Genomic DNA, 24066 nt, shown 5'->3' on the forward strand with positions numbered 1-24066 from the left:
CGACGGTGTCGAGCCGGAGCGAGAAGTCAGCCGAGGCCGTAGTAGTCGGCGGAAAAGCTGCGAAGCTATTCCGCAGGCGAAGGGCCGAACGAGAGGGAGTGTTCGAGGCCGGAGCTATGCGGGAAAGTGGGTGATGACGGCCTGAGATAGGCGGCGTATCGAGGCGGGTGTCGAGCCTGCCAGAACCTCTCAAGGAGAGCGATACGCCATGAATGAGACTAGCAATATTGTTGCACTTCGTCAGCCCGATGAGATCGACGATCCACTGACCAATATTCTGCGTGCTGGTGCGCGACAGCTTCTGGCGCAGGCGATCGAGGTCGAAGTCGAGACGTTTCTTGCCACGATGAAGGATTTGAAGCTCGCCGACGGGCGCGCCCGTGTGGTGCGTCATGGTCACGGCCCGGCGCGAACGATCCAGACCGGGATCGGCCCGGTCGAAGTGGCGCGGGTGAAGATTCGGGACCGCGGGGCGGGCAGCGTTGGTGAGCGGATCCGGTTCAATTCGGCGATCCTGCCGCTGTGGGCGCGGCGCACCCGGAGCTTGGATGCGCTGTTGCCGGTGCTCTACCTGCGGGGCATCTCGACCGGCGATTTCCAGGAGGCGCTGACGGCCTTGCTGGGCAAGGACGCGCCCAACCTGTCGCCTGCGGTGGTTTCCCGGCTGACGCCGAGTGGCAGGGCGAGTACGAGCGCTGGCAGAAGCGCGATCTGTCGGCGCGACGCTACGTCTATGTGTGGGCCGATGGCGTCTTCCTGCAGGCCCGCATGGAAGACCACGGCGAATGCATGCTGGTGCTGATCGGCGCGACGCCGGAAGGCAAGAAGGAACTGATCGGCTTTCAGGTCGGCGTGCGGGAGAGCGCGCAGAGCTGGCGCGAGCTTCTGATCGACGTCAAACGGCGCGGGTTGCAGGTCGCCCCGGAAATTGCCGTCGGTGACGGCGCACTCGGCTTCTGGAAGGCGCTCGACGAGATCTGTCCCGCCACGCGGCACCAGCGATGCTGGGTGCACAAGACCGTGAATGTCCTGGATAAGGTCCCGCTCTCGGTGCAGGCCAACATGAAGACGGATATGCGCGAGGTCCACCGGGCGCCGAACCGAGCGTCCGCCGAGGCGGCGATCGACATCTTCGCCGAGAAATACCGCGCCAAGTACGGTCGGGCGGTTGAATGCCTCACCAAGGATCGCGACGCGCTGCTGGCGTTCTACGACTTCCCTGCCGAGCATTGGGATCATTTGCGAACGACCAACCCCATCGAGAGCGTGTTCGCGACCGTGCGGCACAGGACGGTGCGCACAAAGGGCTCGTTGTCGCCGACCACGGCCAGGCTGATGGTGTTCAAGCTGGTCATGGCTGCAGCAAAGACCTGGCGGCGGCTCAAAGGCACAAATCAGTTGCCGAAGCTGATCGCAGGTGTCAGATTCAACGACGGCATCGAGGTCATCCAAATGCCGGCAAACCACGCCGCCTGATCACCTCATCACCCAAAATCCCGCATAGCTCTCGAGGCCGTGCCGATGTGGCGAGCATTGCATCAGATGCCTGCGCAAGCAGGGCGGTCCGGGGTTGGGCGCGGTGAAGCCGCGCGTGGCTCGGGCAGCGATGAAGCTCGTCGCCCGCGGCATGAACCGAAGGGCACAGGGTCAGCGCTACTTTCAGCAGTGCTGACGAGAGAGAACCTGCAACGGGCGTGGAAGCGGGTGCGGGCTAACAAAGGCGTAGCCGGTGTGGACGGTCTGGACATTGACCAGACCGCTGCGCGGCTGCGGACGGCGTGGCCCGCGCTCCGCGAGCAACTGTTGTCCGGGGCATACCGGCCCAGTCCGGTGCTTCGGGTGACGATTCCCAAGCCAGAGGGCGGCGAGCGTGGGCTCGGCATCCCGACGGTGACGGACCGTCTGATCCAGCAGGCGGCGCTGCTGCAAGTGCTGCAGCCCATTCTTGATCCGACCTTCAGCGAGCACAGCTACGGCTTCCGGCCGGGCCGAGGTGCGCATGATGCCGTCCTTGCGGCGCAATCATACGTGCAATCGGGCCACCGGACATGGTCGAGCAGCGCCTCCAGATACTTGATCCGGTGCGGCACGCCGGTGATGTAAGGATGGATCGAGATCGCCATCACCCGCGCATTGTCGGCGCCTTCGAGATAAAGGCGGTCGAACTGGTCGGTGCAGCGCTTCAAAAACTGCTCGGACGGCAAATGCTGTAGCGCATGGATGACAATGTCGTTGGTCTCTACCGAATAGGGGATGGTGGTGATGGTGCCGTGGGGCGTGGCGATATCTTGCGGCAGATCGTCGATCACCCAGTCCGCGACGTATTCGATGCCGTTGAGACGGAGCAGGTCGAGCGTTGCCTCGGTTTCGGTGAGGCCCGGGCTCTCCCATGAGCGCGGCGGCTTGCCGGCGAAGTTGGCGATGGCGTCGACCGCGCGCTTGATCGCGTCGGCCTGGTCGTCGAGCTTGTGCATCGGCCCCTGCAGGAAGCCATGGCCCATGAACTCGAACCCGGCTTCCAGCGCGGCGGAGGCGACGCGGGGATAGGAGTCGCAGACATTGCCGTTGATCGCGAACGTTACCGGGATGTTGCGCTCGGTGAGTGCCTTGAACTGACGCCAGAAACCCGCGCGCATGCCGTATTCGTGCCACGACCAGTTCGGCACGTCGGGCAACAGCGGCTGCCCCATTGGTGGCGACAGCACAGTACGAGGCATGGCGTTTTCAATCCGCCATTCCTCGACGTTGAGGATGACCCAGACGGCGAGCCGCTTGCCGGCGGGCAGCTCGAGTTTCGGGCGGTCGACCTGCGCCAGATAGGGGATGCGATCGGAGAGAGCCATCGCGCTCAACCTGCGGCGTCGCGGCTTCGAGCACAGGCGGCGTTGACGCGCGGCATGACTTTCTCGGCCATGAGGATCATCGAGCGGCGGCCGAGCTCGCGGTCGCGCCAGTCCTTGCCGGCGTAGAGGAGCGTGCCGAAGGTGCCGACCTCTTCTTGGAAAGCCAGCAACTGGTCAGCTACGCTCTCCGGCGTGCCGTAGATGATGAGTTTTTCGCAGATCGACTCCAGCGTCACCTCATCATCGGGCTGGTCGCGCCGGGTCTTGAACAGCTCGATGCGACCACTTCGCTTCAGCTTGGTGAAGAGCAAGCGATAGTAGTAGACATAAGGTCCGTTCGGATCGGTGGCGTAGGCCTTGGCGGTAGCGACGTCCTTGGCGACGAATACGCTTTTGGCCACGCGGCCAGTTGGCGGGATCGGCCCGACGGCCGACGCGCTCGCAGCCCTCGACATATTTCGGCCAGTGGCTCTTCACCCAGGCCGGCATCAGGAAGTTGGCGGAAATCGGTTCCCAGCCGCGTGCGGCCGCCTCGGTGACGCCCTTGGAGAAGGGCGCGACGGCAGTGACCACAATCGGCGGATGCGGACGCTGCAACGGCTTTGCGATAAAGCCCTGGCCGATGTCCTCGATCAGGGTTTTTTCGATCGAGATGTTCCAGTATTTGCCCGCAAGATTATAGGGCGGCTTGCCGTCCCAGATCGCCAGCACCTGGTTGATCGCCTCCAAAAACATCGCATTGCGATCGGCCTCGAGATTGCCAAACAGCTCGGCGTCCGACAGCAGGCCGCCCGGGCTAATGCCGAAGATCAGCCGGCCGTCGAGCATGTGGTCGAGCATTGCGATGGAGGCGGCAATTGCAGCCGGATGGCTGTTCGGCATGTTGACCGTGCCGGTGCCGAGCTTGATCTGCTTGGTGGCGGCGGCAAGCCAGGCGATGAAAGCGACGCAGGAAGTGATGTTTTCGGCGCGGTCGGTGACGTGCTCGCCGACATAGGCTTCCGAAAAGCCGAGCTCATCCGCCAGCAGGAAGGCTTCCCGGTCCTCCTTCAGGGATTGTTGCCAATCCTTTCCCAAGGGATGGATCGGCATCGTGAAGAACCCGAGTTTCATGATCTCTGCGCCTCCCCGAACCATTCTTGGTTGGCGGGAGCGTGTGTCGGCAGATCGATCGAGGCAAGTCCGAAAGTCGAAAAGATCTCAAATTCATGCAGCTTGACCTTTGAAAAGTCGCACCCTCTAATCCCCTCAAAAGTAGAAAATCAGGGGCCGGGGAGGGGCTTGCCTGAATGAGAGCCTCGGCTTTCGCCTACGCGCGGGCAACCAGCATTGCCAATGTGCTGGAGCTGCTTGCCGTGCATGGAGAGAAGGCGAGGGTGCTTTCGGGCGGGCAAAGCCTGATCCCCGCGATGAATCCGCGTCTGGTCGCGCCGGAGGTGATCGTCGATATCGGCGAACTTACCGAATTGCGCGGGATCGCGGTCAAGGGCGAAACGCTCGTCATTGGCGCGCTGATCCGGCACGCCCATCTCCTGAAATCATCCGACATTGTGAAATGCGCGCCGCGCATCGAACTGAATAAGCTTGCACGGATCGTCTATTTCCGTCCTGACACCCTGCCGCCGGGCATCCAGCCCGAAGTGATGGCAACAAAGCACTTTGTGCCCCGTGAATATCCTTTCGCCTTTACCAATGGCGTTCAGGCCGCCTGGGTCGAACACAACGGCTTCGTGAAGTTGCTCAAGCACTGGGTGGTCGAGGACCGCGGCACCATCATCAATCCGCAGTTGGTCGATGAGCAGATCAGGGGCGGGGTGGTGCAGGGGCTTCGTGCGGCGCATTGCGAAAAGTGCATCGATGACGACCGCGGACAACTGACAAATGCCAACATGGCCGACTACCTGGTGCCGGTCTTCCGCGAGATGCCGGACACCGACGTCGGCCATGTCGTCTCGCCGACGCGCGAATCCAAGCTCGGCACCAAGGGCGCGGGCGCGGCCGGTACCGCGGGGGCGGCCGCGGCCGTGACCAACGCGGTCAATGATGCGCTCAAATCGTTCGGGACAATAATTACCGAGATTCCCCTAACACCGCAGGTTATCCTGACGGCCTTGGGGCAAATCTGACGAGGGACGACGCCAGCAAAACCAAAACACGATCACGCCAAACAACAATTACCTAAGGGAGAGGACTGCCAATGTCGAAGAAGGTCTCCAAGCCAAGATCGATTTCCCGCCGCCGCCTGCTGGCGACCGCGGGCGCGGCGCTTGCGGCCTCGCCGCTCGGCGTCGACCTGCTGCAGGCGCAGCAGGCGCCGATCAGGATCGGCATGAGCATGCCGCAAACCGGCGGCCTCGCAGGCGGCGGCAAGGCTTCGCTGCTCGGCATCGAGATCTGGCGTGACGACGTCAACGCCAAGGGCGGGCTGCTCGGCGGCCGCAAGGTCGAACTTGTCGTCTATGACGACAAGTCGAGTGCTGCGGAGACGCCGGCGATCTATTCGAAGCTGATCGATGTCGACAAGGTCGACCTCTTGTTCGCGCCCTATGCGACCGTGCCGACGGCGCCGATCATGCCGATGGTCAAGCAGCGTGGACTTCTGCTGATCGGCAATTTCTCATTCCAGGTCAACAGCAAGATCGGCCACGACATGTGGTTCAACAATGCGCCGTGGGGCCCGCCTGACAGTTGGGCGGCTTCGTTTCTGGATATCGGTCAGAAGGCCGGCGGAAAATCCATGGCGTTGCTGACGGCGGACCAGGAATTCGCCCAGAATCTGGCTAAGACCGCGCGTGAAGTCGCAGCCAAGCGCAGCCTGCCGATGCTATTCGACCAGACCTATCCACCGAATACGGTCGAGTTTTCCAGCATCATCCGTGCGCTCAAGGCGACCAAGCCCGACATCGTTTATGTCGCGTCTTATCCGCCGGACTCGGCTGGCATTCTGCGCGCCGTGAACGAGATCGGCGTCGGCGACAGCGTCAAGGTTTTCGGCGGCGGCATGGTCGGCCTGCAGTTCGGCGCCGTGATGGAGAATATGGGCTCGCTGCTCAACGGCGTCGTCAACTACAACTCATGGCTCCCGGAAAAGAGCATGTATTTCGAGGGAACCAAGGAGTTCTTCGACAAGTACACGAAACGGGCTGTGGAAGCCAAAGTCGACCCGCTCGGTTACTATCTGGCGCCGTTCGGCTATGCCAGCGGCCAGCTGATTGAGCAGGCCATCAAGAAGGTGGGTTCGCTGGATCAAAAAGCGCTCGCAAAATATCTGCGGGAAAATACCCACAACACCATCGTCGGTCCGATCGCGTTTTCGCCCGATGGCGAGCGCAAGGAAACCGCAGTGCTGCAGGCCCAGTTCCGCGGCGTCGTGGATAAGAACATGGAGCAGTTCCGCAGTTCGGGCAAGCAGGTGATCCTGTTCCCAGAGAATCTGAAATCCGGTGAGTTGGTCGCTCCGTTCGAGGCGGCGCGGAAATAGGCTGGTTATCGCAAGGCTGCCCGGGAGAAATCGCCCCGGGGCAGGGGATCGGATACCCCCGTACGAGCTGATCAGGGAAGCGGCTCAAGGCGGATCAAGGGGACCTCAATTGTTTTCACTGGATTTGCTGCTCGATGCGGTGGTGATCGGGGTGCTGCTCGGCTGCTTCTACGGCGCGGTCAGCCTCGGATTGTCGGTGTCGTTCGGCCTGCTCGACGTCCCTCATGTGGCGCATCCGGCGTTTCTGGTGCTAGCGTCCTATGCGGTGTATTTCCTCAACGAGAATTATGCCGTCGATCCGCTGGTCGCCGGGATCCTGATCACGCCGGTATTCTTCCTGTTCGGGCTTGCGACCTATCGCCTGTACTACGAAACGTTCGAGAAGCGAGGCAGCGACGCCGGGGTACGCGGCATCGCCTTCTTCTTCGGCGTCGCCTTCATCATTGAAGTGCTGATCATCCTGCAATTCGGCGTCGATCAGCGCTCCGTCACCGCTGATTATATCGGCAAGGCGTTGCGTCTCGGCGATATCCGCATTCCGTACCGGCTTCTGGTTGCCTTTGCTATCGCAACCGCGCTGACCGTCCTACTCACGCTGTATTTGTCGCGGACCTTCATGGGACGCGCTATCCGCGCGGTCGCGCAGGACCAGGAAGCGTTACGGTTGATGGGCACCAACCCGGTCAAGATCAAGCAGTGGGCATTCGGCATCGCCACCGCCGTGCTCGGGATCGCCGGCGCCCTGCTGATCATCGTCGCTCCTGTCGATCCAACACTTGGTCGTGCCTATATCGGGCGCACATTCTGCGTCGTGGTGATGGCGGGGCTAGGCAGCATGAGCGGGACGCTCGTCGCCGCCATCATTCTCGGTGTCGCCGAGTCGATTGTGCTCACCATGTTCGGCGCTTCCTGGGCACCGGCGATTTCCTTTGCGATATTGCTCGGCATTCTTGCCGTACGGCCGCAGGGCCTGTTTGGCAGGCGACCATGAATCGCAACGACATTGCTTTCTGGAGTGGAGCGGCCGTCTTTCTCGCCGCCGTCTTTGCGATGACACAGGTCGTCGGCAACCAATATCCATTCTTTGCCGGCTACGTCATACTGCAGTTCATCGCGCTTGCCGTCGCATGGAGTATCCTTGGCGGTTATGCGGGTTATGTGAATTTCGGTACCAGCGCGTTTTTCGGCGTTGGCGTATATACCTCGGTATTCCTGGTCAGCGCCTTTGGCGCACCGCTTCCCCTGCAGATCCTGACCGGCGCCGCGATCGGCGCGCTCATGGGATTTGCGCTCGGTCTCTTGACGCTTCGCATGCAGGGCATTTTTTTTCTCGATCGCAACGATTGCACTGACGATCATCATCGAGACGACGATAACGAATTGGCGATACGTCGGCGGAGCGGCAGGCATCCAGATCCAACGGCCGGCGGTAACGGCGCCGTTCGACAACTATGTACAGATGCTGTTCTTCGTCCAGGCTCTCCTCGTGGTGCTGGCGGTTGCGATATCGCGCTACATCCAGAACTCACGGATCGGCCGCGGCCTGCAGGCGCTCAGGGATGACGAACTCGCGGCCGAATGCACGGGCGTGCCGACCTTGCGATTGAAGCTGATCGCCTGTGTGATCTCAGGGGCGTTGATGTGTGCCGTCGGCGCCCCCGCTGCGATGTACCTGCAATATGCGGACCCTGGATCCGCGTTCAATCTTAATTACTCCGTCACGACACTGGCGATGTCGCTGATCGGCGGAACCGCGCATTGGTCCGGACCGATCATCGGCGCGATCCTACTCGGAACGACGCAGCAATTTCTGACGGTAACGATCTCGTCGGAAGTCAACGTGCTGGTGCTCGGTGTGATGCTGGTACTTTTTGTAGTAGGCGCACCAGAGGGCATCATCGGCTTGGTCCGCAAGTTGCGCGGCAACCGCAAGGAGGGTGAGGCATGACGCTCTCCGACACCCAGTCGCCCCTGCTGAGGATTTCAGCGCTTACCAAGCGTTTCGGCGGGTTCACGGCGCTCCATAATGTCAGCGTCGACATTCGGCCCGGCGAGCGGTTCGGCCTGATCGGCCCGAACGGCTCGGGCAAGACCACGCTGATCAACTGCATTTCCGGCGCGTTTCGCACCGAACCCGGCACCATCTTGTTTCGTGATGAGGACATCACGCTGCTGCAGCCGCACGTGCGCACGCGCCGCGGCATTGCCCGTAGCTTCCAGATTCCGCGACCGTTCAGGAGCATGACGGTCGCCGAAAATCTCATGGTTGCGCTCGACTTTGCCGCGCACGAGCATGTCTCGGTGGCGCAGCGGCGAGACAGCATGATGTCGATCCTGACTCAAATGGGCCTTGGGTCGAAGGCCAACGTCTCGGCTATGCAGCTTAGTCAGGTGGAATTGCGCAAGATGGAACTTGCGCGTGCGATGGCGACGCATCCGAAGCTCCTGATTTCGGACGAGGCAATGGCAGGCCTCTCCAGTTCGGAAGTCGATGAAGTGCTTGATCTGCTGTTGAGCCTTGCAAGCCGGGACATCACCATCATCATGATCGAGCATATCATGCAGGCCGTGATGCGCTTCTCCGAACGCGTAATGTGTCTTGACGCCGGCAGGATCATCGCGATCGGAACGCCATCCGAAGTCATGGCCGACCGGCGCGTGCAGGAGGCCTACCTTGGCACTTAGCCTTGCCATCAATGATCTTGATGCAGGTTACGGCGCCGTGAAGGCGTTGCGCAGCGTGTCGCTCCATGTCGAGGCCGGCGAAACCGTTGCCTTGCTCGGTACCAACGGCAACGGCAAGAGCACGCTGATGAAGTGCATCGCGGGCCTGGTGCGGCCGCAACGTGGTGCCATATCGCTTACGATCGACGGTGCGGCGCACGATCTGTCCCGTCTGTCGGCTGAAGACATCGTCGAGCTCGGTGTAGCGATGGTTCCAGAGGGCCGGCGTTTATTTCCCCGGCTGACCGTGCTGGAGAACCTGATGCTCGGCGCGTTCCGCAAGGCTGCCCGGCGCAGTATCGACCGCAATCTTGCGGTCGCCTTCGAAACGTTTCCCGTCCTCAAGGAGCGGCAGGGGCAGCTTGCGGGCACCATGTCAGGCGGACAACAGCAGATGCTGGCGATCGCGCGCGCCTTGATGTCGTCACCACGCTTGCTATTGGTGGACGAACCTTCCGTGGGTCTCTCGCCGCTACTGGTCTCGCAGACTATCACCAAGATCGGCGAGCTCAATCAAAACCTCGGCCTGACGGTGCTGATGGCGGAGCAGAACTTCAATCAGGCGATCCGGATCGCCAGCCGCGGCTATATCATTGTCCATGGCGAGATCGTCGTGGCGGCCGCTTCTGTCGACGAATTGAGGGGCAACGACATCGTCAAGCGGCTCTATCTTGGTGGCGCCGCGTGATTGCTCGCTGAAGCACCGAAGGTGCGGAGCGACGCGTCGGCCGCACTATTCCGCGGCGCCGTCGACGGTGGCAGCCTGCCGGTTGGTGACAACGACCTTGATAGCGTCGCCGATCCGTTCGCGCGCGTAACGAAGCGCGGTCGGCAGGTCGGCGAGCGGAAACGTGTGGGTATGAATCTTGGTCGCATCGAACCGCCTTTCGGCCATCAGCGCCATAGCGCGGCGGGTCGCACTGCGACCTTCACCGCGAATGCGTAGAGATAGATGTTGTTCTTGGCGAGTTGGGCGATGTCGAGCGTGACGCGCTCATGCGGGAATGCGGCGAGGCAAATCTTGCCACCGCGATTTGTCATGCGGATCGCCTGCTCGATTGTAGGCTCGGTGCCCGCACATTCGACGACGTAGTCCGCGCCGATTCCACCGGTGAGTTCCTTGACGACCGCGACGGCGTCTTCATCGTTGATGTTGATCGTGCGATCGGCGCCCAGCTCCTTGCCAATGGCCAGGCGCTTGTTGCGCGTCCCCGTCAGGATCACTGGGCTCGCGCCGATCGCTTTCGCGACTGCAACCGCCAACAGGCCGATTGGCCCCGGGCCAATCACGACCACGCTTTCGCCGGCCACCAGCCCACCCAGTTCAGTCAGGCAGTACATCGATGTGCCGGCAGTGACGACCAGCGTCGCCTCGGCATCGCTCATCGTATCAGGCACACGCGCCAGCGTATTGATGTGGTTGACGGCGTACTCCGCAAAGCCGCCGTCGGTGGTGAAGCCGTTGGCGCGGTGACCTTTCTCCGGTTTGCCGTAGTTCAGGCATGAGGTGTACATGCCTTGGCGGCAGCGCTTGCACTGGCCGCAGCCGGCATGGATCTCCACGCTGATGCGTTCACCGATCTCATCTTCGTCGACGTCCGGCCCGAGCGCGACCACCGTGCCCATATATTCATGGCCAGGTGTAAAGTTCTTGTTGAAGGGCAGGCCGCCCAAGATGCTCGCGGGCGAGCCGGAGTGGATGATCTCGAGGTCGGTGGCGCAAATCGCCACTGCGTCGATTCGGATCTGCACCTCCGCGCGGCCCGGCATCGGGACCGGCTTGTCACGAAGGAGAAGCTCGTCCGGGCCTCCAAGCACCCAGGCTTTCATCTGCGAAGGGATAGGATAGTCCGCTGAGGTGCGGACGCCGGCCAGCTTGATCATCGCGTTTCCTCCGACCCCAAAGACTAGCGGAATTGCCAGCATTTTCTAGCTGGGCGGCTAGCTCCAGAATGGCTTCGCGCCGCGAAACTTACCGGCAGCTTCTCGGCGAGGAGCGTTTCGGTCTCGCTGCGCCCGGTATCCACGACAGCTCCGGCGGAAACGCCAGGGGCTCCGACTTACGGTCCTTTATAATCGTTCCTGAATTGGGGGCAGGCGTCTCAGCGCGGGCATAGCCGGCGCGTTTGCGTGGGCTAGACCGCCGCTCGCCGAAGCGTGATTGCGCCACCCCTGCGCGAGGGAATGCAACCGCCTAACTGTCAGTTCTGTCAATGGGCTGCACGCACATGGGTTGCACGCTAGTTGTAAGAGGACAGCATGACCAGCTTCAAAAGTTTGAGCGCGACGCTCTTTCTTTCCGCGCTCCTTGCGACGCCTGCCTCGGCATGGGAGGCGGTCTCGGAACCCGCCGCGGCTGCAGCCGCGGACCCGACCTTCTCCATCTATTCGTACGATGGCCGCGGATACTCGCGGGCGATGGCCTCGCAGGCACCGGTCGGCGACGCGTCGGGACCGCATAGATCGCTACGGCGGCATCGCGGAAATCACATCTCCGGCGTCAGGCCTCACTGAGCGGTACTTCGAATCGCCAACCTTCCTGATTGAGGGCCAAGGCACGCCCATCGCGTCATTTAGCTGCGCTGCAGGATTTGGTCGCTATTGGTGCATAGCGGCCTCTGGCAAGCCCTCCGCCCGGCAGATCTATGGGTTCATGGCCTAGCTTGCTTGAGCATTGCTTTGAGCTCTTCTTCGAGTGATCGCGGCGAAATTCCGAGTAGACCAAATCCCGGCCGGTTGCCCGAGGCCGTCGTGTCGATCTGCATAAGCTCAACCTGATTGCGCGTGAGCCGCGGGTGCGGCAGGATTTCAGCGAGGCCAGCGGCGGCATTCCAAAAAACAAAGGGTATTCGCACGAGCATTGGCCGCAATCCAGCTATGCGTGCAATGGTCCGCAACAGCTCCTCGTATGAGTAAGCGCGTGAGCCGGCCAGTTCGTAGAGCGGATACGGTCTTTGCGTTTGCAGCAGGACTTGCGCGATTGCCGCAGCGACGTCGTCTACATGTACCGGCTGAAGCCTTGTCCTGCCGTCGCCGAATAGCGGATAAGCCGGCAAGGTGCGAAGCAACCCAAGAATTGTCGTGAGAAAGACGTCGTCCGGCGCGAACATTACCGCAGAGCGGATAACGGCTGCGCCAGGGAATGTCGCTTGCACGGCCGCCTCGCCCTCGCCACGGCTACGAATATAGGGTGAAGACGATGCGGAGTCCGCGCCTATTCCTGAAAGGTGCACAAACCGTTTGATGCCGGTGTGCCGCGCGACTCTCGCAATCCTAGCGGCCGCTTCGACGTGAACCGAATAAAATGTGTCGCATCCATGTTCGGTGTAAAGACTGATCGCGTTGATAACGCCGTCGGCCCCCATAACGGCGGCCTCAATGGAGCGCTCGTGATGTGCATCAGCGATGACCTGTTCCACATTGTCGCCCTCGGCCCGCGCGGGATGCCTCGAGGCTATGCGCACCGTCACGGCGGAGTCGCTCAAATGGCGCACGATGCGACGACCAACAAACCCAGTCCCACCAAACACGGTCACGCGGTTCATTTCCCGGTCCATCCGGCGACCTTGTACGACGTTCTGCATTGATCCGCCGAGCGCCGCGCGCACGGTCTCAGCTGCCTCCACCGGCGACCTGCCTGTATTGAGATGATGTGAGATCACTTCGATCAAGATTTGCACTGCAGGGGCGACGGCTTCCCACTCTTTCTTGGCTTGAGTGACCAGCGGCTGCGCTTCATTATAGAGCGTTTCCGCCTGTTCGATGATTGGATGTGCCTGATTGAGAAGATCGATCAACGCTTTGGTTGCCGGCAATGACCGCTCAATCTGTTCAAGCTGCGCATCGCTGAGACCGGATACGTGACCAATGAATTCAAGGAGCAAGTGTTTCAGCATAGCTCACTCTTGCTGATAGCGGCGCAACAATTCAGGGCAACCAAGCGAAACTAGGGACGGGCTCAGGGGGGCGGTTACTGTATGAGCCGACAGTGCCGGCCGGCCTATGCCATTGCAGATTGTCAAAGCATGGATTTGGAGCATGCCGAGAGAATGAGATTGCGCGTGGCTCAAGCATTTTAGGGTATTCCCATGGCTTGGCTCTCTCCTCATTTCAGGCTGGGCGATCGGCCTCAAATTCACGGAAGGCCACTAGTGCGGCACGCAAATCCCGAACGAATGCCGCCTCTGCGTGACCACGCGATCGCATCAAAGCGCTTCCACGAACTCGACCATTCGACGACGTTGATCAGGATCGGGCAATGGGCCGCGCATCGCGCCGGCATTATCCGCCATGTGGCCCGGATCGCTGGTTCCCGGGATTACCGCGGTCACGCGCAGGTCGCCGAGCAAATATTTCAGGAAAAACTGTGCCCAGGAGTTCGCGAACACCCGTGCCCAGTCTGGCAATTCCTTGCCGTGGACTGCTCGGAATAGTCTGCCATTGCCGTAAGGCAACGCGGTCAGTACGCCAGCTCTGATTTCTGATGCCAGTGGCAGAATGGTTTTCTCAGCCGCGCGGTTATCGAGTGAATAGTCGATCTGGACGAAATCAGGTTTCTCCCGTTCCAGTACCGCCTCAACGGCGGGATAGTCGCGGTGGAATGTCGAGGTGATGCCGACATAGCGGCACACGCCCTGCTTTTTCCAGTCCTTGAAGCGTTGAAGAGATTGCTGCTTGCTTCTGACGTTGTGGAGCTGCAGCAGATCGACGCTTGCAGTTTTCAGCCGGGCTAATGATCGTTTGAGTTCCTGGGAGTCGGGCGACTCGAGCTTGGTGGCAATGAAGAGCTTTTGGCGCAAGCCGGCAGTTGCGGCAACCTCGCCAAGCACGCTCTCTGCATTACCGTAGGTCGATGCGGTGTCGATCAGCCGTCCGCCGTTGTTGACCAGAGCTTGTACGACCGCATCCGCCTTGCTCCGCGTCGCTTCATTATTTTCGTCGAAAACATAGGCAGTGCCAAGGCCAACAGCGGGAATGCGCTCGCCACCGCCCGGAATCGGACGGGTGAGAAGCGGCGTCTCGGTTTGGGCGACCGCTTTGGTCGATAACAGAAAGCCGCCGGCGAGTGCCGCAAAGTCGCGGCGAGTTATTCGCTGAGTCATTTGGATTGCCATTCCGGCTCTCCTTGATCATCTGTTTTTATCGCAAGACCCTCCTGCGTGCGCCCCAGCGCGGTTGAGAGAAAGAGCCAGCTCGCCGCGACCGGCAGCGCACACAGCGCGATGGCGCCAAGCTTCAACCCCAGCGCCTGCAGACTGTCGTAGACCCAGCCATACAACGCGTCCGAACCGCGATAGATCACCACATCAATCAGGTTTTTGGCCTTATATTTTTCCTCGCGCCCAACCACGGTGAAGAACACCTGGCGCGCCGGATTGGCGATTGCGAAGTTCATCCAGCGTTGCGCGACCTGGAGTGTCACCACCACGGACAGGCTCGGCGCCATCGCCAGCGCCGCGAAACCCACGACATAAACAGCGGGCAAAGCTGCAGCCGCGATTCCGGTGCCGAAGCGCTTGAGGAATGTGGCAGTGGCAAGCACCTGTGTCGCCAGGCTCAGCAAGCCCACCGCAAGATCAATACCTGCGAACAATCGCGTTTGCGCTGTCGCGTTATGGAACGTCGCCGAAACGATGTTGGCCTGCGCAAAATAGGCGATCGTCGCGCCGAACGAAAGCAGGCTGACCCAGCCCGCTATTCCCAGGAGATAGGGCGAGCGTATCAATTCGGACAATCCGGCGAACGCACTGCCGCCAATGCGCCGAGCTGAAGCATCGACTTCCGTGGGCGGCTTCGCCACCTGTTCAATTCGATGCACGCAGAGCACAGCCAATTCGAGGAAGACAGCGGCCACGATCAGCAGGTTGACCGGACCGAGCGGTCCCGACAGCCAGATTGTGATGAGGGGACCAAGAAGCGCGCCAGCCGTTCCTCCGGCGCCAATGAACCCGAACAGCCGTTTGCCCTGCTCTGACGTAAACAGATCGGCCATGAACGACCAGAACACCGCGACCGCGAACAAATTGAAGACGCTGACCCAGACGAAAAACACGCGCGCCACGATCAATTTCTCGATGTCGAAAAACAGCAACAGCCAAAACAGAACCAGGTTGGCGACGAAGAAGTGGTAGACGATGGGAATAAATCGGACCCGCGGCAGCCTCGCGACCACCGCGCCGTAGATCGGCTGAGCGACGAGCAGGCTGACAAACGTAGCCGTGAACAGCCAGGGCAGGTTTTTGGTGCCGCCTGCAATACCCATCTGATCGCGCAGCGGACGCAGCACATAGTAGCCGGCAAGCAGGGTGAAGAAATACGTGAACGACCACAGCGTTGCTCCCCGTTCTTGCGCGGTACCGGGCACCGTGCGCTGCAACCAGCCCCCGAGAGCTGCCGCGGGAGCCATCATGGTGGCAGTGACAACGTCTGCCTGAGCTCCGCCGCGGTCACGTTCTGGCCGTATCCCGGTGCGCCGCGCTGGAAGCGGCTCGCATCGGCCAGTTTTCCGACCTCCACGGGATCAAAGCCAGCATCACGCACCAGTCGCGCCGCGACCTCGACTGCTTGATGATCATCTCCGGCAATCGGGACCGCAAGCCTCGGGGCAGGACGGTTCGCTTCGCGTTCGAAGATCGTGTAGGAGAGCGTGTTGAAGGCGCGCACCAGCCGCACGCCCGGCAGATACTTCTGCGAAGTAACTCCGATGCCATTGCGCTCGACCTCCTCGGCGATAGCGCCGTCGCGGCTGGCCACGGCATTATTGGCGTCGAGCACAATCTTCCCTGCCATCGATTTGCTATAATCTCTGCCGATCTGCGGTACTGCGCCGTAAGGCACGGCGATGAAGACAACGTCACCAAACGCAATTGCCTGATCGACGGCGCCGGCCTGCGCAAGAGAGCCAAGATGTGCAACGAGATCCTGCAATTCCTCCGGATGGCGCGATGAGAAGAAGACGGCATGGCCGGCCTTGACCCAGAGGCCACCGATTGTGCCGCCGATGTGACCTGCGCCGATAATTCCGATTTTTATCTTGGGAGCGGAGGCCGTCTGACCCGATGCGGTCGCCGGCAGCAGGACCCCTTGGACAATCAGCGCTCCAGCAACGCCCAATAGCGCACGGCGACGGAGATCAATCGGGACACGCTCAACCATGGGCATACCATTAGTGGTATCAGGATGAACCTTTGTCGGGCTTTCCGCTTCGTTCACTGCATCACGTATATCATCAACGCGAAGGGTACCGTAAATGGCGGCTCGAAGTAAGGCTCGCTCAGAGTTGGTCCGTGGTTCCAAAGGCGACGCGCGGCTGACGTGGCACAAAAGTTCCCGGTAACAGTCAATCAAGACCAGCGGGTGCAATGGTCACCGCAAGAACGGCTACCGTTCTCTAGCGGTCAGGAGAACCATTGGGTGTCGGTGACGGAACAGCAATATTCGGTACGTCGTCTTTCACACTGCACTGTTCGACATAATGATCCTGGGTCATATCGCGCTTCATCATCGCTTCCCTATTCGCTCTCCATTCGTCTTCGCACCTCTCCTCGATAGTCGTCGCGCTTTGTCCGTTTGTTTTGTGTGGCGCGGAATTGGCAGCAGGAGCGGCGGTGGTAGAGTTTGACGCGGCAGACACCGCACGCCCGGTGACATGTAGGATTGTTATCCCAGCAAGTGCACCGCACACCAAGAAGAGATGCGTGTTCATTTTTGGCAGCGCCAGCAGCCGCTCCATTCGTTAGCCCTCAAACCAACGGGACTCTTTGGCGCCTGTTCCTGCCTAGTGAGCCTCGATCAAGAATTTAAGGCCGGGCCTGCCGGTCGGCCAAATCCAGCCGATGACTCGCGCCGCCTCCACAACGCTCGCGATGTCGGCCTTTGACCACGTGCGCTTCCCGCCACCTTCGCGCGCAGCTCAAAACCGCTTCGCCATCTCGGCGAGGCGGCGGTGCGCAGTCTCGCGGGCGGCGCGGATCGGCTCGGCCGGACCCGCCGTCGGTCCGATCGGAACGAATCTGATATCCCTGACGCCGATGAAGCGGAGCGCCTCGCGCAAATAGGGCGTCGCCATGTCAATGCGGCCGCGATTCATGCCGGTGGCAAAGTCGCCGCCGGAGGCGAGGATGACGACGGTCGGCCGGTCCTTCAGCAGCGGAAGATAGCCCTCCGCCGGATCGAAGCGGAACGTCAGCCCGGGCTGGATGATGATATCGAACCACTGCTTCAGCTTATAGGGGATGCCAAAATTCCACATCGGCGTCGAGATCAGCACGCGATCTGCTAGTGAAAAGCGCATCGCCATCCGTTCGGCCTCGGCGAAGCTGTCGCGCTGCGCGTCATTGAAGGCCTGCGCCTTCATGCGCGCATATTTGGCTTCGACGATCAGACCGGAAAATTCCGGCAGCCGCTCGCACCAGAGGTCCATGACATCGACGTCCCAATCCGGCCGCGCCTGGCGAAAGCCATCAAGGAAGACGCGGGCACCGGCGCTCGACTCGGAGTCTGGTCGGGGCGAGCAGGACAAATGCAAAAGCTTCGCCACCGCTCATCCCAGCGCTCTGATGACGGCATCTGCCCGCGTGACGACGGCAACGTTCTGCATGGCAAAATTGATCGAGGCAGAGTGCCAGTCGGCGTTCATGGTCGAGCAGCAGTCCTCCGGCACGATCATGAAATAGCCTTTGTCTGCGCCGGTGCGCGCGGTGTGCTCGACCGACATATTGGTCCAGGCGCCGGTGTTGATGATCATGTCGCGGCCGGTGGCCTTGAGGATGGTTTCCAGCCGCGTGCCTTCCCAGGCGCTCATGCGCATCTTCTCGACGACGAAATCGCCGGGCCGCGGCTCGAGGCCGGAGACCGGGGCCGCGCCCCAGCAGCCGCGCACCATCGCCTTGCTGTCGACCAGACCTTCGAACAGCGGCGCGTTCAGCGTTACGCCGGGCGCGCCCGGCTCGACCACGAACCAGACGTGGATGATGGCGACGCCGCGGGCTCGCGCAGTCTCCGCAAGGCGCCGAACATTCTCGACGACATGTTGCTGCTTCGCGTGACCTGGCGCACCGGACTCCGCGAAAGCGCCGCCGTCCATGATAACGTCGTTCTGAAGATCCTGGATGATCATGGCGCAGCGCTGCGGATCGAGCCGCATCTCGCCGTCGGCGAGGATCGGTGCTGTTGCCGCAGGGCCGGCGCTTGCGGCACCGCCGCCGCGTTTGCCGCTCATATAGGGCTCGTGGCGGGGCCCGGCCTTGGTCGGGATGGCGTAGACCGAATGCGTCGAAGTCAAATAGAGCGTGCGGAAATCCGGCCCGCCCCAGGCGAGGTTCGCGACGAGCTCGGGTACGCGAACTTTTCCGAGCAGCTCGCCGCGCGGCGAGTAGACCCAGACGCCGCCGGGCGCGGTGACCCAGACATTGCCGTGCTGGTCGCACTTCATGCCGTCGGGCACGCCCGGCTCGAGCTCGGAGCGAATGCCGCTTGCGAACACGCGCGCGCTCGACAGCGTGCCGTCCGCATTGACATCGAAGACGCAAATCAGCGCCTGCACCGTGTCGTTGACGTAGAGCAGGCGCTCGTCCGGCGAGAAGCACAGCCCGTTCGGCTGATCGAACAGATTACGGTCGACCACGAGCTTCGGCTCGCCGCCGGGCACGACGCGATAGATGCCTTGGAAACCGAGCTGGCGCGGCCGTTCGACGCCGTAGACCGGCATGCGGCCATACCAGGGATCCGAGAAATAGATCGCGCCTGAGGAGTGCACGCAGACGTCGTTGGGGCTGTTGAGCTCCTGGCCCCCAAAGTGCGAGGCCAGCACCTCGCGCCGCCCGTCCGGCCGTTCGCGGATCAGCGACGAGGTCGCGTGCTCGCAGACGATCAGGTTGAGCTCGGCGTCATAAGTCATGCCGTTGCATTTGTTCGAGGGACGCTTGACCTCGGTGACGCCGCGCCGCGCGTCCCAGCGCCGGCGCACATCGCCGGGCATGTCCGAGAACAGAAGGTAATGATCGACCGGATGCCAGATCGGTCCTTCCGTGAAATCAAAACCTGTGCCGACCTGCGCGACTGGCGCGTAAGGATCGATCAGGGTCTCGAATTCGGAGCGCAAGGTGACGTGCGTCATCGGTGGATCCCCAAGATCATCTCAGGCCGGAAACCAGTTGCGCGCGGGCAGGGACTGCACGACTGGACCAGGGACCTGATCATGCAACCGGCCGACAACATTGCCGCCCTCGATCTTGGCGGGACGGTCGTGTACCGGCAGAAGATAGCGCGAATTGCTGAGCAGCTTCTTGATCGAGGCCTTCTCGGCGCGTTTGGAGGTGCCGTGATTGCCGGTGGTGCGCGGTTCCCAATCATGGATCTCGTTGAAGGGCGTGACGATCTGGTCGTTGAAGTCGTAGATCACGTCGCCGCAGATGGTTGCGATGCCGTCGGCGGTCTCGACGATGATGTTCATCGACCCTTCGGTGTGAGCGTTGGCGGCATCGCAATAGACGCCGGGCATCAACTCGATCGGTCCCGTAATCTCGAGGTCAAGGAAGCGCAGCGCGCTCTTGGTGTGCAGGCGATCGATCAGGTGCTTGATGTCCGGCGCCGGATATTGCGGGTGCATCAGGCCTGAAACGGAGTATTCGAGCTCCTTGCGGTTGACGACCACCGTCGTGTTCATCGGGAACAGATCGTCCTTGCCGGCGTGGTCGATATGCAGATGGGTGTGGCAGACGAAGCGGACATCACCCATGCGCACGCCGTGGCGGGAGAGTTGGTTCTCGATCATGTTCTCGTGGTACTGCAGCCCGCGCATGCCCAGCGTCTCCATGATCTGGTTGGAGCGGTACCCAGTGTCGACCACGACCGGATATTTGCCGCCGAGGATCAAAAAGCCGAGGGTGAGGACGCGGCGGGTGCGGCCGCAGTCGCGGCCGAGAACCAGAAAACTCGATTCCAGCTCGATATCGCCGTAGTCCAGGATCTTGATCTCCAGCGCCATTCGTTCCCCTCCCTGTCTTGTTTCTTGTCTGTCAAAGCCGATAGACGCGCGTTGCGGTGCCCCTGAAGATCGCATCCCGTTGCTCGGTGCTCAGCGGCGCGGTCGCCGTGCGAAATGCGTCTACGAGCTCGCTGTAGCTGGTCCACAATTTCTCGATCGGAAAGTTGGAACCGAACAGGCAACGTTCGGCGCCGAAGATCGCGACGGTGTCCGCGACTACGGCGGCGATATGCGCGGGATCGTTGCGGTGAATGAAGGTGCCGAGCCCGGACAGCTTTGAGACCACGTTCGGACAGGCAGCGAGGCGGGCCATCCCGGCCCGCCAGGCCGCGCGTCCCGCGGGCGAGAGATCTTCGAGCATGCCGGCATGCTGAAGGATGAAGGTCACCTTGGGACAGGATCCGGCGAGTTGCACTGCATCCGGCATCTGCGGCGTGAAGACCTGGAGATCAAAGCTCCAGCCGTAGTCGGCGAGGTGCGTAATGTTGCGGCGGACCAAGGGATCGATGCAGAGGTCGGGTCGGGCCGCGAAGCGGTAGAGCGGATTCTCATGCCAGTGCAGCTGCATCCGCACGCCGCGCACCAGCGGATAGCGCTTGAGGCGGTCGAGCTGTGGGCGCACGTCCTCCACGGCAAAGTTGGCGTAAGCGACGATCGCGTGCGGCCAGTCATGCTCATCGGCAGTCTTCTGCACCCAGGCTGCTTCGTCCTCGAAACGGTCGTTGGACCAGTTGGTCTGGACATAGACCGAGCGGGTGACGCCGGTGCCCTTGAGGTCGTCGAGATATTCCTGGATGGGATAATCACGCCGGATCGGCTCGTAGGGTCCAAAGATGCGGGGCTGCATGGGGCCGATCAGCCAGGGCAGGTCAGCCTGCCGCCAGATATGATGATGCCCGTCGACAATCTCGGTCACGCAACTCTCCTTCGTCCCAGTGCCAGTACATGCGCGACGATCGACGCGCTCGATCCGCCGTCGATGAGGTCGTCGACATAGGGTGCGATCGCAATGAGGGCTTCGGTCTGCGGACGGAAACCCGGTCCCGTCGCGAGCGGCGTCAGCCAGCTCACGCGCCAGGCCCGCCGCGACAGTTTTGCCACCGCGTCGCGCAATGCATCGGGTTCGCCGCGCTCCAGCCCGTCCGAGACCACGACCACGGCTGCCCCGCGCGCATAGCCGCCAAAGCGGGGCACCGCGAGGAAGGCCTGTAGAGCGTCGCCGATGCGGGTGCCGCCGTCCCAGTCGCTGACGAGATGGGCGGCCGCGTTCAGCGCCTGCTCGCGACGCTTCAGCCGCAGAGCGCGGGTGACACGGGTGAGCCGCGTGCCGAAGGTGAAGACCTCGACATTGGGTGCGGCCTGCACCAGCGCATGGGCGAGCTTTATGTTCTCCTCGGTGCGGCTCTTCATCGAGCCGGAGACGTCGATCAGCAGCAGGAATTTTCGCGGGCGCCGGCGCCGCTTCATGTGGCCGAGCCGCAAGATCTCGCCGTCGCTGCGGACGCTGTCGCGCAAGGTGCGGCGGAGATCGGCGAAGGGCCCGCGACGGGTGCGCATGCGGCGGTGGCCACGCCGTCTCGGCAGGCGCCTTGGCGCTTCGCGCGCCAGGCGGCGGAGCGCGTCGGTTGTGGAGAGCTGCGCGAAGCGGCGTTCGACCAGCGCTTCGGTACGCGTCGCAGTCAGGCCGGATTCGTTGGCCTTTTCCGAGAGCAGCGGCTCCTCGTCGCCGCGGCCCTCTTCCTGAAGCCGGACGGTCTCGTCGTCCTCGCCGTCGTCAGTGTGCTCGATGGCCTCGCTGCCGCGGAAATGCAGATCGAACAGGCGGTCGAAGGTCGCGCGGCGCTCGGGGGGGCGGGGCGAGGGTGGCCAGCGCCGCCTGCCTGATATCCCGGAGGTCACGCGGGCCGAGCAGGTCGATCGCGGTGAGGAACGCGGTGGTCTGCTCCGGCGCGACGGCAAAGCCGTTGGCGCGCAGCAGTGCGACGAAGGAGACGAACACGCGGGCGGCGCGCGGAAGCTGCGGCTCGGCGCTCACGCGGTCGCCTCCGCGAGCATCGCGTCGAGCCGGGGCGAGATGAAGTGCAGGTCCTCCTCGTCTTTCAGCGCCACGCCGATCGAGCGCCTGAAGGCGTCAGGCCAGCGCGCGCCGCCCTTGTGCAGGAGCGTAGCGGCTTCGGCCCAGTCGACGGCTTCCGCGATGCCGGGTGCCTTGCTGAGAGGCTCGCGACGGAGCCTGCCGACGGCTGCGACGACCGCGCGTGCAGTTGCTTCGGCGACGCTGGAGGCCCGCAGCATCACGATCCGCGCTTCGCGCTCTTCCGTGGGATAGTCGATCCAGTGATAGACGCAGCGGCGGCGCAAGGCCTCGTGCAGGTCGCGCGTCCGGTTCGACGTCAGCACGACGACGGGCCGTTCGGCGGCGCGCACCGTGCCGCGCTCGGGGATCGATATCTGGAAGTCGGAGAGGAATTCGAGCAGGAAGGCCTCGAACTCCTGGTCGGCGCGGTCGATTTCGTCGATCAGCAGTACGGTCGAGTCTGGTGCGCGCAGCGCCGCCAGCATCGGCCGCTCGATCAAGAACGTCTCGCCATAGATATCGATGCTCTCGTCGCCGGCCTGGCGGATCGCGAGCATCTGGCGCGGATAGTTCCACTCATAGAGCGCAGCGGAGGCGTCGATGCCCTCGTAGCATTGCAGGCGGATCAGCCGGCGGCCGAGCACGGCGGCAATGGCCTTTGCCGCTTCCGTCTTCCCAACCCCCGGTGCGCCCTCCAGCAGCAGCGGCTTGCCGAGCGCGAGGCCGAGATAGGCCGCGGTCGCAAGGCCCTCGTCGGCGAGGTAATAGGCCGCGCGAAGCGCTCTCTCCAGCGCCTCCGGGCTGTCGATGCCGACGATGTTGCTGCGAACCACCATGGACGAAGACCTCTAGCGCCGCGCCTGCGGCCGCGCGCCGCCCTGGGCTTTGATCGCGCGCAGCACTTTTTCCGGGGTAATTGGCAAATCGTCGATGCGCACGCCGACCGCGTTGAAGATCGCATTCGCCACGGCCGGCAGCACCGGGTTCGCGCACATCTCGCCCGGGCCCTTGGCGCCGAAGGGCCCGTCAGGGGCAGGGCGTTCCAGCACGGCGATGTCATGGGGACAGATGTCGCCCGGGCCGGGCATCAGATATTCGACGAAGTCGCGCGGGCCGTGAATGGGGTCGGGATAGTACGGCTCGGGTGTTTCATACAGCGCGTGGCTGACGCCCATCCAGGCCCCGCCGACGAGCTGCTGCTCGACCAGGCGCGGATTGAGCGCGCGGCCGAGCTCGTAGGCCGAGTCCATCCGCACCATCGCGACCTCGCCGGTCTCGTCATCGACATCGACCTCGGCGACGAGGCAGGCATGGGCGTAGCAGGTCGCGGGCGACATCTCGCCGGTCTCCGGGTCGACATCCGAGAGCGGCACCAGAAAGATGCCCCGGCCCGAGATCGTCTTGCCCTGCTTGAACTGCGCGGCGATCGCGACGTCCTTGGTCGAGATCGAGCGGTGCGGGGCGCCCTTGACGTGGATGTTGCCGCGCCCGTCGGTCTCGAGGTCGGCGGCGTTGACCTCCAGCTCCTCGGCGGCCGCCTCCATCATCACGCCGCGCGCCTCACGGGCCGCCGCCATCACGGCATTGCCGACGCGGTGGGTGCCGCGCGAGGCGAACGAGCCCATGCAGTGCGGGCCGGTGTCGGAGTCCGCAGTGTCGACATAGACGTCCTCGACCGGCACGCCCAGCGTCTCCGCGCAGATCTGCCGCGTGACCGACTTCATGCCCTGGCCGAGGTCGATCGACGACAGGGCTACCGTGAACTTGCCGCTCGGGTTGGAATGCACCAGCGCCTGGCTGGGGTCTCCGCCGAGATTCATGCCGATGGGATAGTTGATCGACGCGATGCCGCGTCCGCGATGCCGGGTCATCTAGCGCCTCCTAGTGCCAAAGACGGAGGAGAAACGGGTCGCGCCGTGCGATGGCGCAGGGGGCCGCGGCGAGGGGGGCGGCG

22 protein-coding genes and 2 pseudogenes are annotated in these 24066 nt (G+C 62.5%); 7 read left to right on the forward strand and 17 right to left on the reverse strand.

Annotated elements, in window-relative coordinates:
- Positions 1–208 precede the first annotated feature (208 nt).
- Positions 209–1476: pseudogene (locus tag AC630_RS15020) on the forward strand (IS256 family transposase).
- Positions 1477–1970: 494 nt separating this feature from the next.
- Here AC630_RS15020 and AC630_RS46985 read toward each other — a convergent pair.
- From AC630_RS46985 to AC630_RS15035, 3 genes are read right to left on the reverse strand one after another with little or no spacing between them, the layout of a single operon-like run.
- Positions 1971–2843, reverse strand: a complete 873-nt coding sequence (locus tag AC630_RS46985; RefSeq protein WP_245330394.1) for a polysaccharide deacetylase family protein — start codon at positions 2841–2843, stop codon at positions 1971–1973.
- A 5-nt stretch (positions 2844–2848) separates the two neighbouring features.
- Positions 2849–3079 (reverse strand): hypothetical protein, encoded by a 231-nt coding sequence (locus tag AC630_RS46990; RefSeq protein ID WP_245330395.1) that lies wholly within the window; start codon positions 3077–3079, stop codon positions 2849–2851.
- A 4-nt stretch (positions 3080–3083) separates the two neighbouring features.
- Positions 3084–3956 carry an LLM class flavin-dependent oxidoreductase gene (locus AC630_RS15035; protein ID WP_245330396.1) on the reverse strand — a complete coding sequence of 291 codons (873 nt, stop codon included), beginning with the start codon at positions 3954–3956 and terminating at the stop codon, positions 3084–3086.
- A gap of 176 nt (positions 3957–4132) precedes the next feature.
- Between AC630_RS15035 and AC630_RS15040 the strand changes: the two genes are divergently transcribed.
- The 6 genes from AC630_RS15040 to AC630_RS15065 all read left to right on the forward strand — a co-directional run bounded on the left by AC630_RS15040 (position 4133) and on the right by AC630_RS15065 (position 9736).
- Positions 4133–4969, forward strand: a complete 837-nt coding sequence (locus AC630_RS15040; RefSeq protein WP_083636268.1) for an FAD binding domain-containing protein — start codon at positions 4133–4135, stop codon at positions 4967–4969.
- A 71-nt stretch (positions 4970–5040) separates the two neighbouring features.
- Positions 5041–6324, forward strand: coding sequence for an amino acid ABC transporter substrate-binding protein (locus AC630_RS15045; protein WP_074119292.1), 1284 nt, complete (start codon positions 5041–5043; stop codon positions 6322–6324).
- A 109-nt stretch (positions 6325–6433) separates the two neighbouring features.
- Entirely contained in the window at positions 6434–7315 is an 882-nt protein-coding gene (locus AC630_RS15050; protein ID WP_074119293.1) for a branched-chain amino acid ABC transporter permease, read from the forward strand.
- A gap of 381 nt (positions 7316–7696) precedes the next feature.
- Entirely contained in the window at positions 7697–8272 is a 576-nt protein-coding gene (locus AC630_RS46995) for a branched-chain amino acid ABC transporter permease (RefSeq protein ID WP_245330402.1), read from the forward strand.
- Positions 8269–9009, forward strand: a complete 741-nt coding sequence (locus tag AC630_RS15060; RefSeq protein ID WP_074119294.1) for an ABC transporter ATP-binding protein — start codon at positions 8269–8271, stop codon at positions 9007–9009. Before AC630_RS46995 ends, AC630_RS15060 begins: the two co-directional genes overlap by 4 nt.
- Positions 8999–9736: an ABC transporter ATP-binding protein gene (locus tag AC630_RS15065; RefSeq protein WP_074119295.1), complete on the forward strand. Its 738-nt coding sequence runs from the start codon at positions 8999–9001 to the stop codon at positions 9734–9736. Before AC630_RS15060 ends, AC630_RS15065 begins: the two co-directional genes overlap by 11 nt.
- A 45-nt stretch (positions 9737–9781) precedes the next feature.
- Here AC630_RS15065 and AC630_RS47000 read toward each other — a convergent pair whose 3' ends face one another.
- The 14 genes and pseudogenes from AC630_RS47000 to AC630_RS15125 form a co-directional block, all read right to left on the reverse strand.
- The gene (locus AC630_RS47000; protein ID WP_245330398.1) at positions 9782–9952 is read right to left on the reverse strand and encodes a hypothetical protein; all 171 of its coding nucleotides are present in this window, start codon (positions 9950–9952) and stop codon (positions 9782–9784) included.
- On the reverse strand, positions 9943–10932 hold the full coding sequence (locus AC630_RS15070; RefSeq protein WP_245330399.1) for a zinc-dependent alcohol dehydrogenase: 990 nt from the start codon (positions 10930–10932) through the stop codon (positions 9943–9945). The genes AC630_RS47000 and AC630_RS15070 overlap by 10 nt, the downstream gene beginning before the upstream one ends.
- A gap of 767 nt (positions 10933–11699) precedes the next feature.
- Positions 11700–12944 carry a complex I NDUFA9 subunit family protein gene (locus AC630_RS15075; RefSeq protein WP_245330400.1) on the reverse strand — a complete coding sequence of 415 codons (1245 nt, stop codon included), beginning with the start codon at positions 12942–12944 and terminating at the stop codon, positions 11700–11702.
- Positions 12945–13253: 309 nt separating this feature from the next.
- Positions 13254–14162 carry an aldo/keto reductase gene (locus tag AC630_RS15080; protein WP_083636269.1) on the reverse strand — a complete coding sequence of 303 codons (909 nt, stop codon included), beginning with the start codon at positions 14160–14162 and terminating at the stop codon, positions 13254–13256.
- Complete coding sequence (locus AC630_RS15085) at positions 14147–15424, reverse strand: NTP/NDP exchange transporter (protein WP_208867014.1); 1278 nt, start codon at positions 15422–15424, stop codon at positions 14147–14149. Before AC630_RS15085 ends, AC630_RS15080 begins: the two co-directional genes overlap by 16 nt.
- Positions 15425–15453: 29 nt before the next feature.
- Entirely contained in the window at positions 15454–16203 is a 750-nt protein-coding gene (locus AC630_RS15090) for an NADPH-dependent F420 reductase (RefSeq protein WP_074119298.1), read from the reverse strand.
- A 235-nt stretch (positions 16204–16438) separates the two neighbouring features.
- Complete coding sequence (locus AC630_RS43835; protein WP_143198056.1) at positions 16439–16780, reverse strand: hypothetical protein; 342 nt, start codon at positions 16778–16780, stop codon at positions 16439–16441.
- A 180-nt stretch (positions 16781–16960) separates the two neighbouring features.
- Positions 16961–17587, reverse strand: a complete 627-nt coding sequence (locus AC630_RS15095; protein ID WP_074119299.1) for an FMN-dependent NADH-azoreductase — start codon at positions 17585–17587, stop codon at positions 16961–16963.
- Positions 17588–17590: 3 nt separating this feature from the next.
- Positions 17591–19165 (reverse strand): isochorismatase family protein, encoded by a 1575-nt coding sequence (locus AC630_RS15100; protein ID WP_074119300.1) that lies wholly within the window; start codon positions 19163–19165, stop codon positions 17591–17593.
- Positions 19166–19186: 21 nt separating this feature from the next.
- The gene (locus AC630_RS15105; protein WP_074119301.1) at positions 19187–20035 is read right to left on the reverse strand and encodes an MBL fold metallo-hydrolase; all 849 of its coding nucleotides are present in this window, start codon (positions 20033–20035) and stop codon (positions 19187–19189) included.
- A 31-nt stretch (positions 20036–20066) separates the two neighbouring features.
- Positions 20067–20951 carry an amidohydrolase family protein gene (locus tag AC630_RS15110; RefSeq protein ID WP_074119302.1) on the reverse strand — a complete coding sequence of 295 codons (885 nt, stop codon included), beginning with the start codon at positions 20949–20951 and terminating at the stop codon, positions 20067–20069.
- A pseudogene (locus AC630_RS15115) lies at positions 20948–22070 on the reverse strand (vWA domain-containing protein). Before AC630_RS15115 ends, AC630_RS15110 begins: the two are co-directional and overlap by 4 nt.
- Positions 22067–22948, reverse strand: a complete 882-nt coding sequence (locus AC630_RS15120) for an AAA family ATPase (RefSeq protein WP_074119303.1) — start codon at positions 22946–22948, stop codon at positions 22067–22069. Before AC630_RS15120 ends, AC630_RS15115 begins: the two are co-directional and overlap by 4 nt.
- A gap of 12 nt (positions 22949–22960) precedes the next feature.
- A complete protein-coding gene (locus AC630_RS15125) occupies positions 22961–23983 on the reverse strand; it encodes a xanthine dehydrogenase family protein molybdopterin-binding subunit (RefSeq protein WP_074119304.1) in 1023 nt (340 codons plus the stop codon).
- Positions 23984–24066 lie beyond the last annotated feature (83 nt).

Source organism: Bradyrhizobium sp. AS23.2, assembly GCF_001908185.1.
In the GTDB taxonomy this organism is placed as follows: Bacteria; Pseudomonadota; Alphaproteobacteria; order Rhizobiales; family Xanthobacteraceae; genus Bradyrhizobium.

Bases quoted from the DNA above. Each gene is read 5' to 3' on its own strand.
- AC630_RS15075 (WP_245330400.1), bottom strand. From the start codon at position 12,944: ATGCTGAAACACTTGCTCCTTGAATTCATTGGTCACGTATCCGGTCTC.
- AC630_RS15100 (WP_074119300.1), bottom strand. From the start codon at position 19,165: ATGACGCACGTCACCTTGCGCTCCGAATTCGAGACCCTGATCGATCCT.
- AC630_RS15105 (WP_074119301.1), bottom strand. From the start codon at position 20,035: ATGGCGCTGGAGATCAAGATCCTGGACTACGGCGATATCGAGCTGGAA.
- AC630_RS15080 (WP_083636269.1), bottom strand. From the start codon at position 14,162: ATGGCAATCCAAATGACTCAGCGAATAACTCGCCGCGACTTTGCGGCA.
- AC630_RS15040 (WP_083636268.1), top strand. From the start codon at position 4,133: ATGAGAGCCTCGGCTTTCGCCTACGCGCGGGCAACCAGCATTGCCAAT.
- AC630_RS15035 (WP_245330396.1), bottom strand. From the start codon at position 3,956: ATGAAACTCGGGTTCTTCACGATGCCGATCCATCCCTTGGGAAAGGAT.
- AC630_RS43835 (WP_143198056.1), bottom strand. From the start codon at position 16,780: ATGGAGCGGCTGCTGGCGCTGCCAAAAATGAACACGCATCTCTTCTTG.
- AC630_RS46985 (WP_245330394.1), bottom strand. From the start codon at position 2,843: ATGGCTCTCTCCGATCGCATCCCCTATCTGGCGCAGGTCGACCGCCCG.
- AC630_RS15070 (WP_245330399.1), bottom strand. From the start codon at position 10,932: ATGATCAAGCTGGCCGGCGTCCGCACCTCAGCGGACTATCCTATCCCT.
- AC630_RS15045 (WP_074119292.1), top strand. From the start codon at position 5,041: ATGTCGAAGAAGGTCTCCAAGCCAAGATCGATTTCCCGCCGCCGCCTG.
- AC630_RS15120 (WP_074119303.1), bottom strand. From the start codon at position 22,948: ATGGTGGTTCGCAGCAACATCGTCGGCATCGACAGCCCGGAGGCGCTG.
- AC630_RS15090 (WP_074119298.1), bottom strand. From the start codon at position 16,203: ATGGTTGAGCGTGTCCCGATTGATCTCCGTCGCCGTGCGCTATTGGGC.
- AC630_RS15125 (WP_074119304.1), bottom strand. From the start codon at position 23,983: ATGACCCGGCATCGCGGACGCGGCATCGCGTCGATCAACTATCCCATC.
- AC630_RS15060 (WP_074119294.1), top strand. From the start codon at position 8,269: ATGACGCTCTCCGACACCCAGTCGCCCCTGCTGAGGATTTCAGCGCTT.
- AC630_RS47000 (WP_245330398.1), bottom strand. From the start codon at position 9,952: ATGGCGCTGATGGCCGAAAGGCGGTTCGATGCGACCAAGATTCATACC.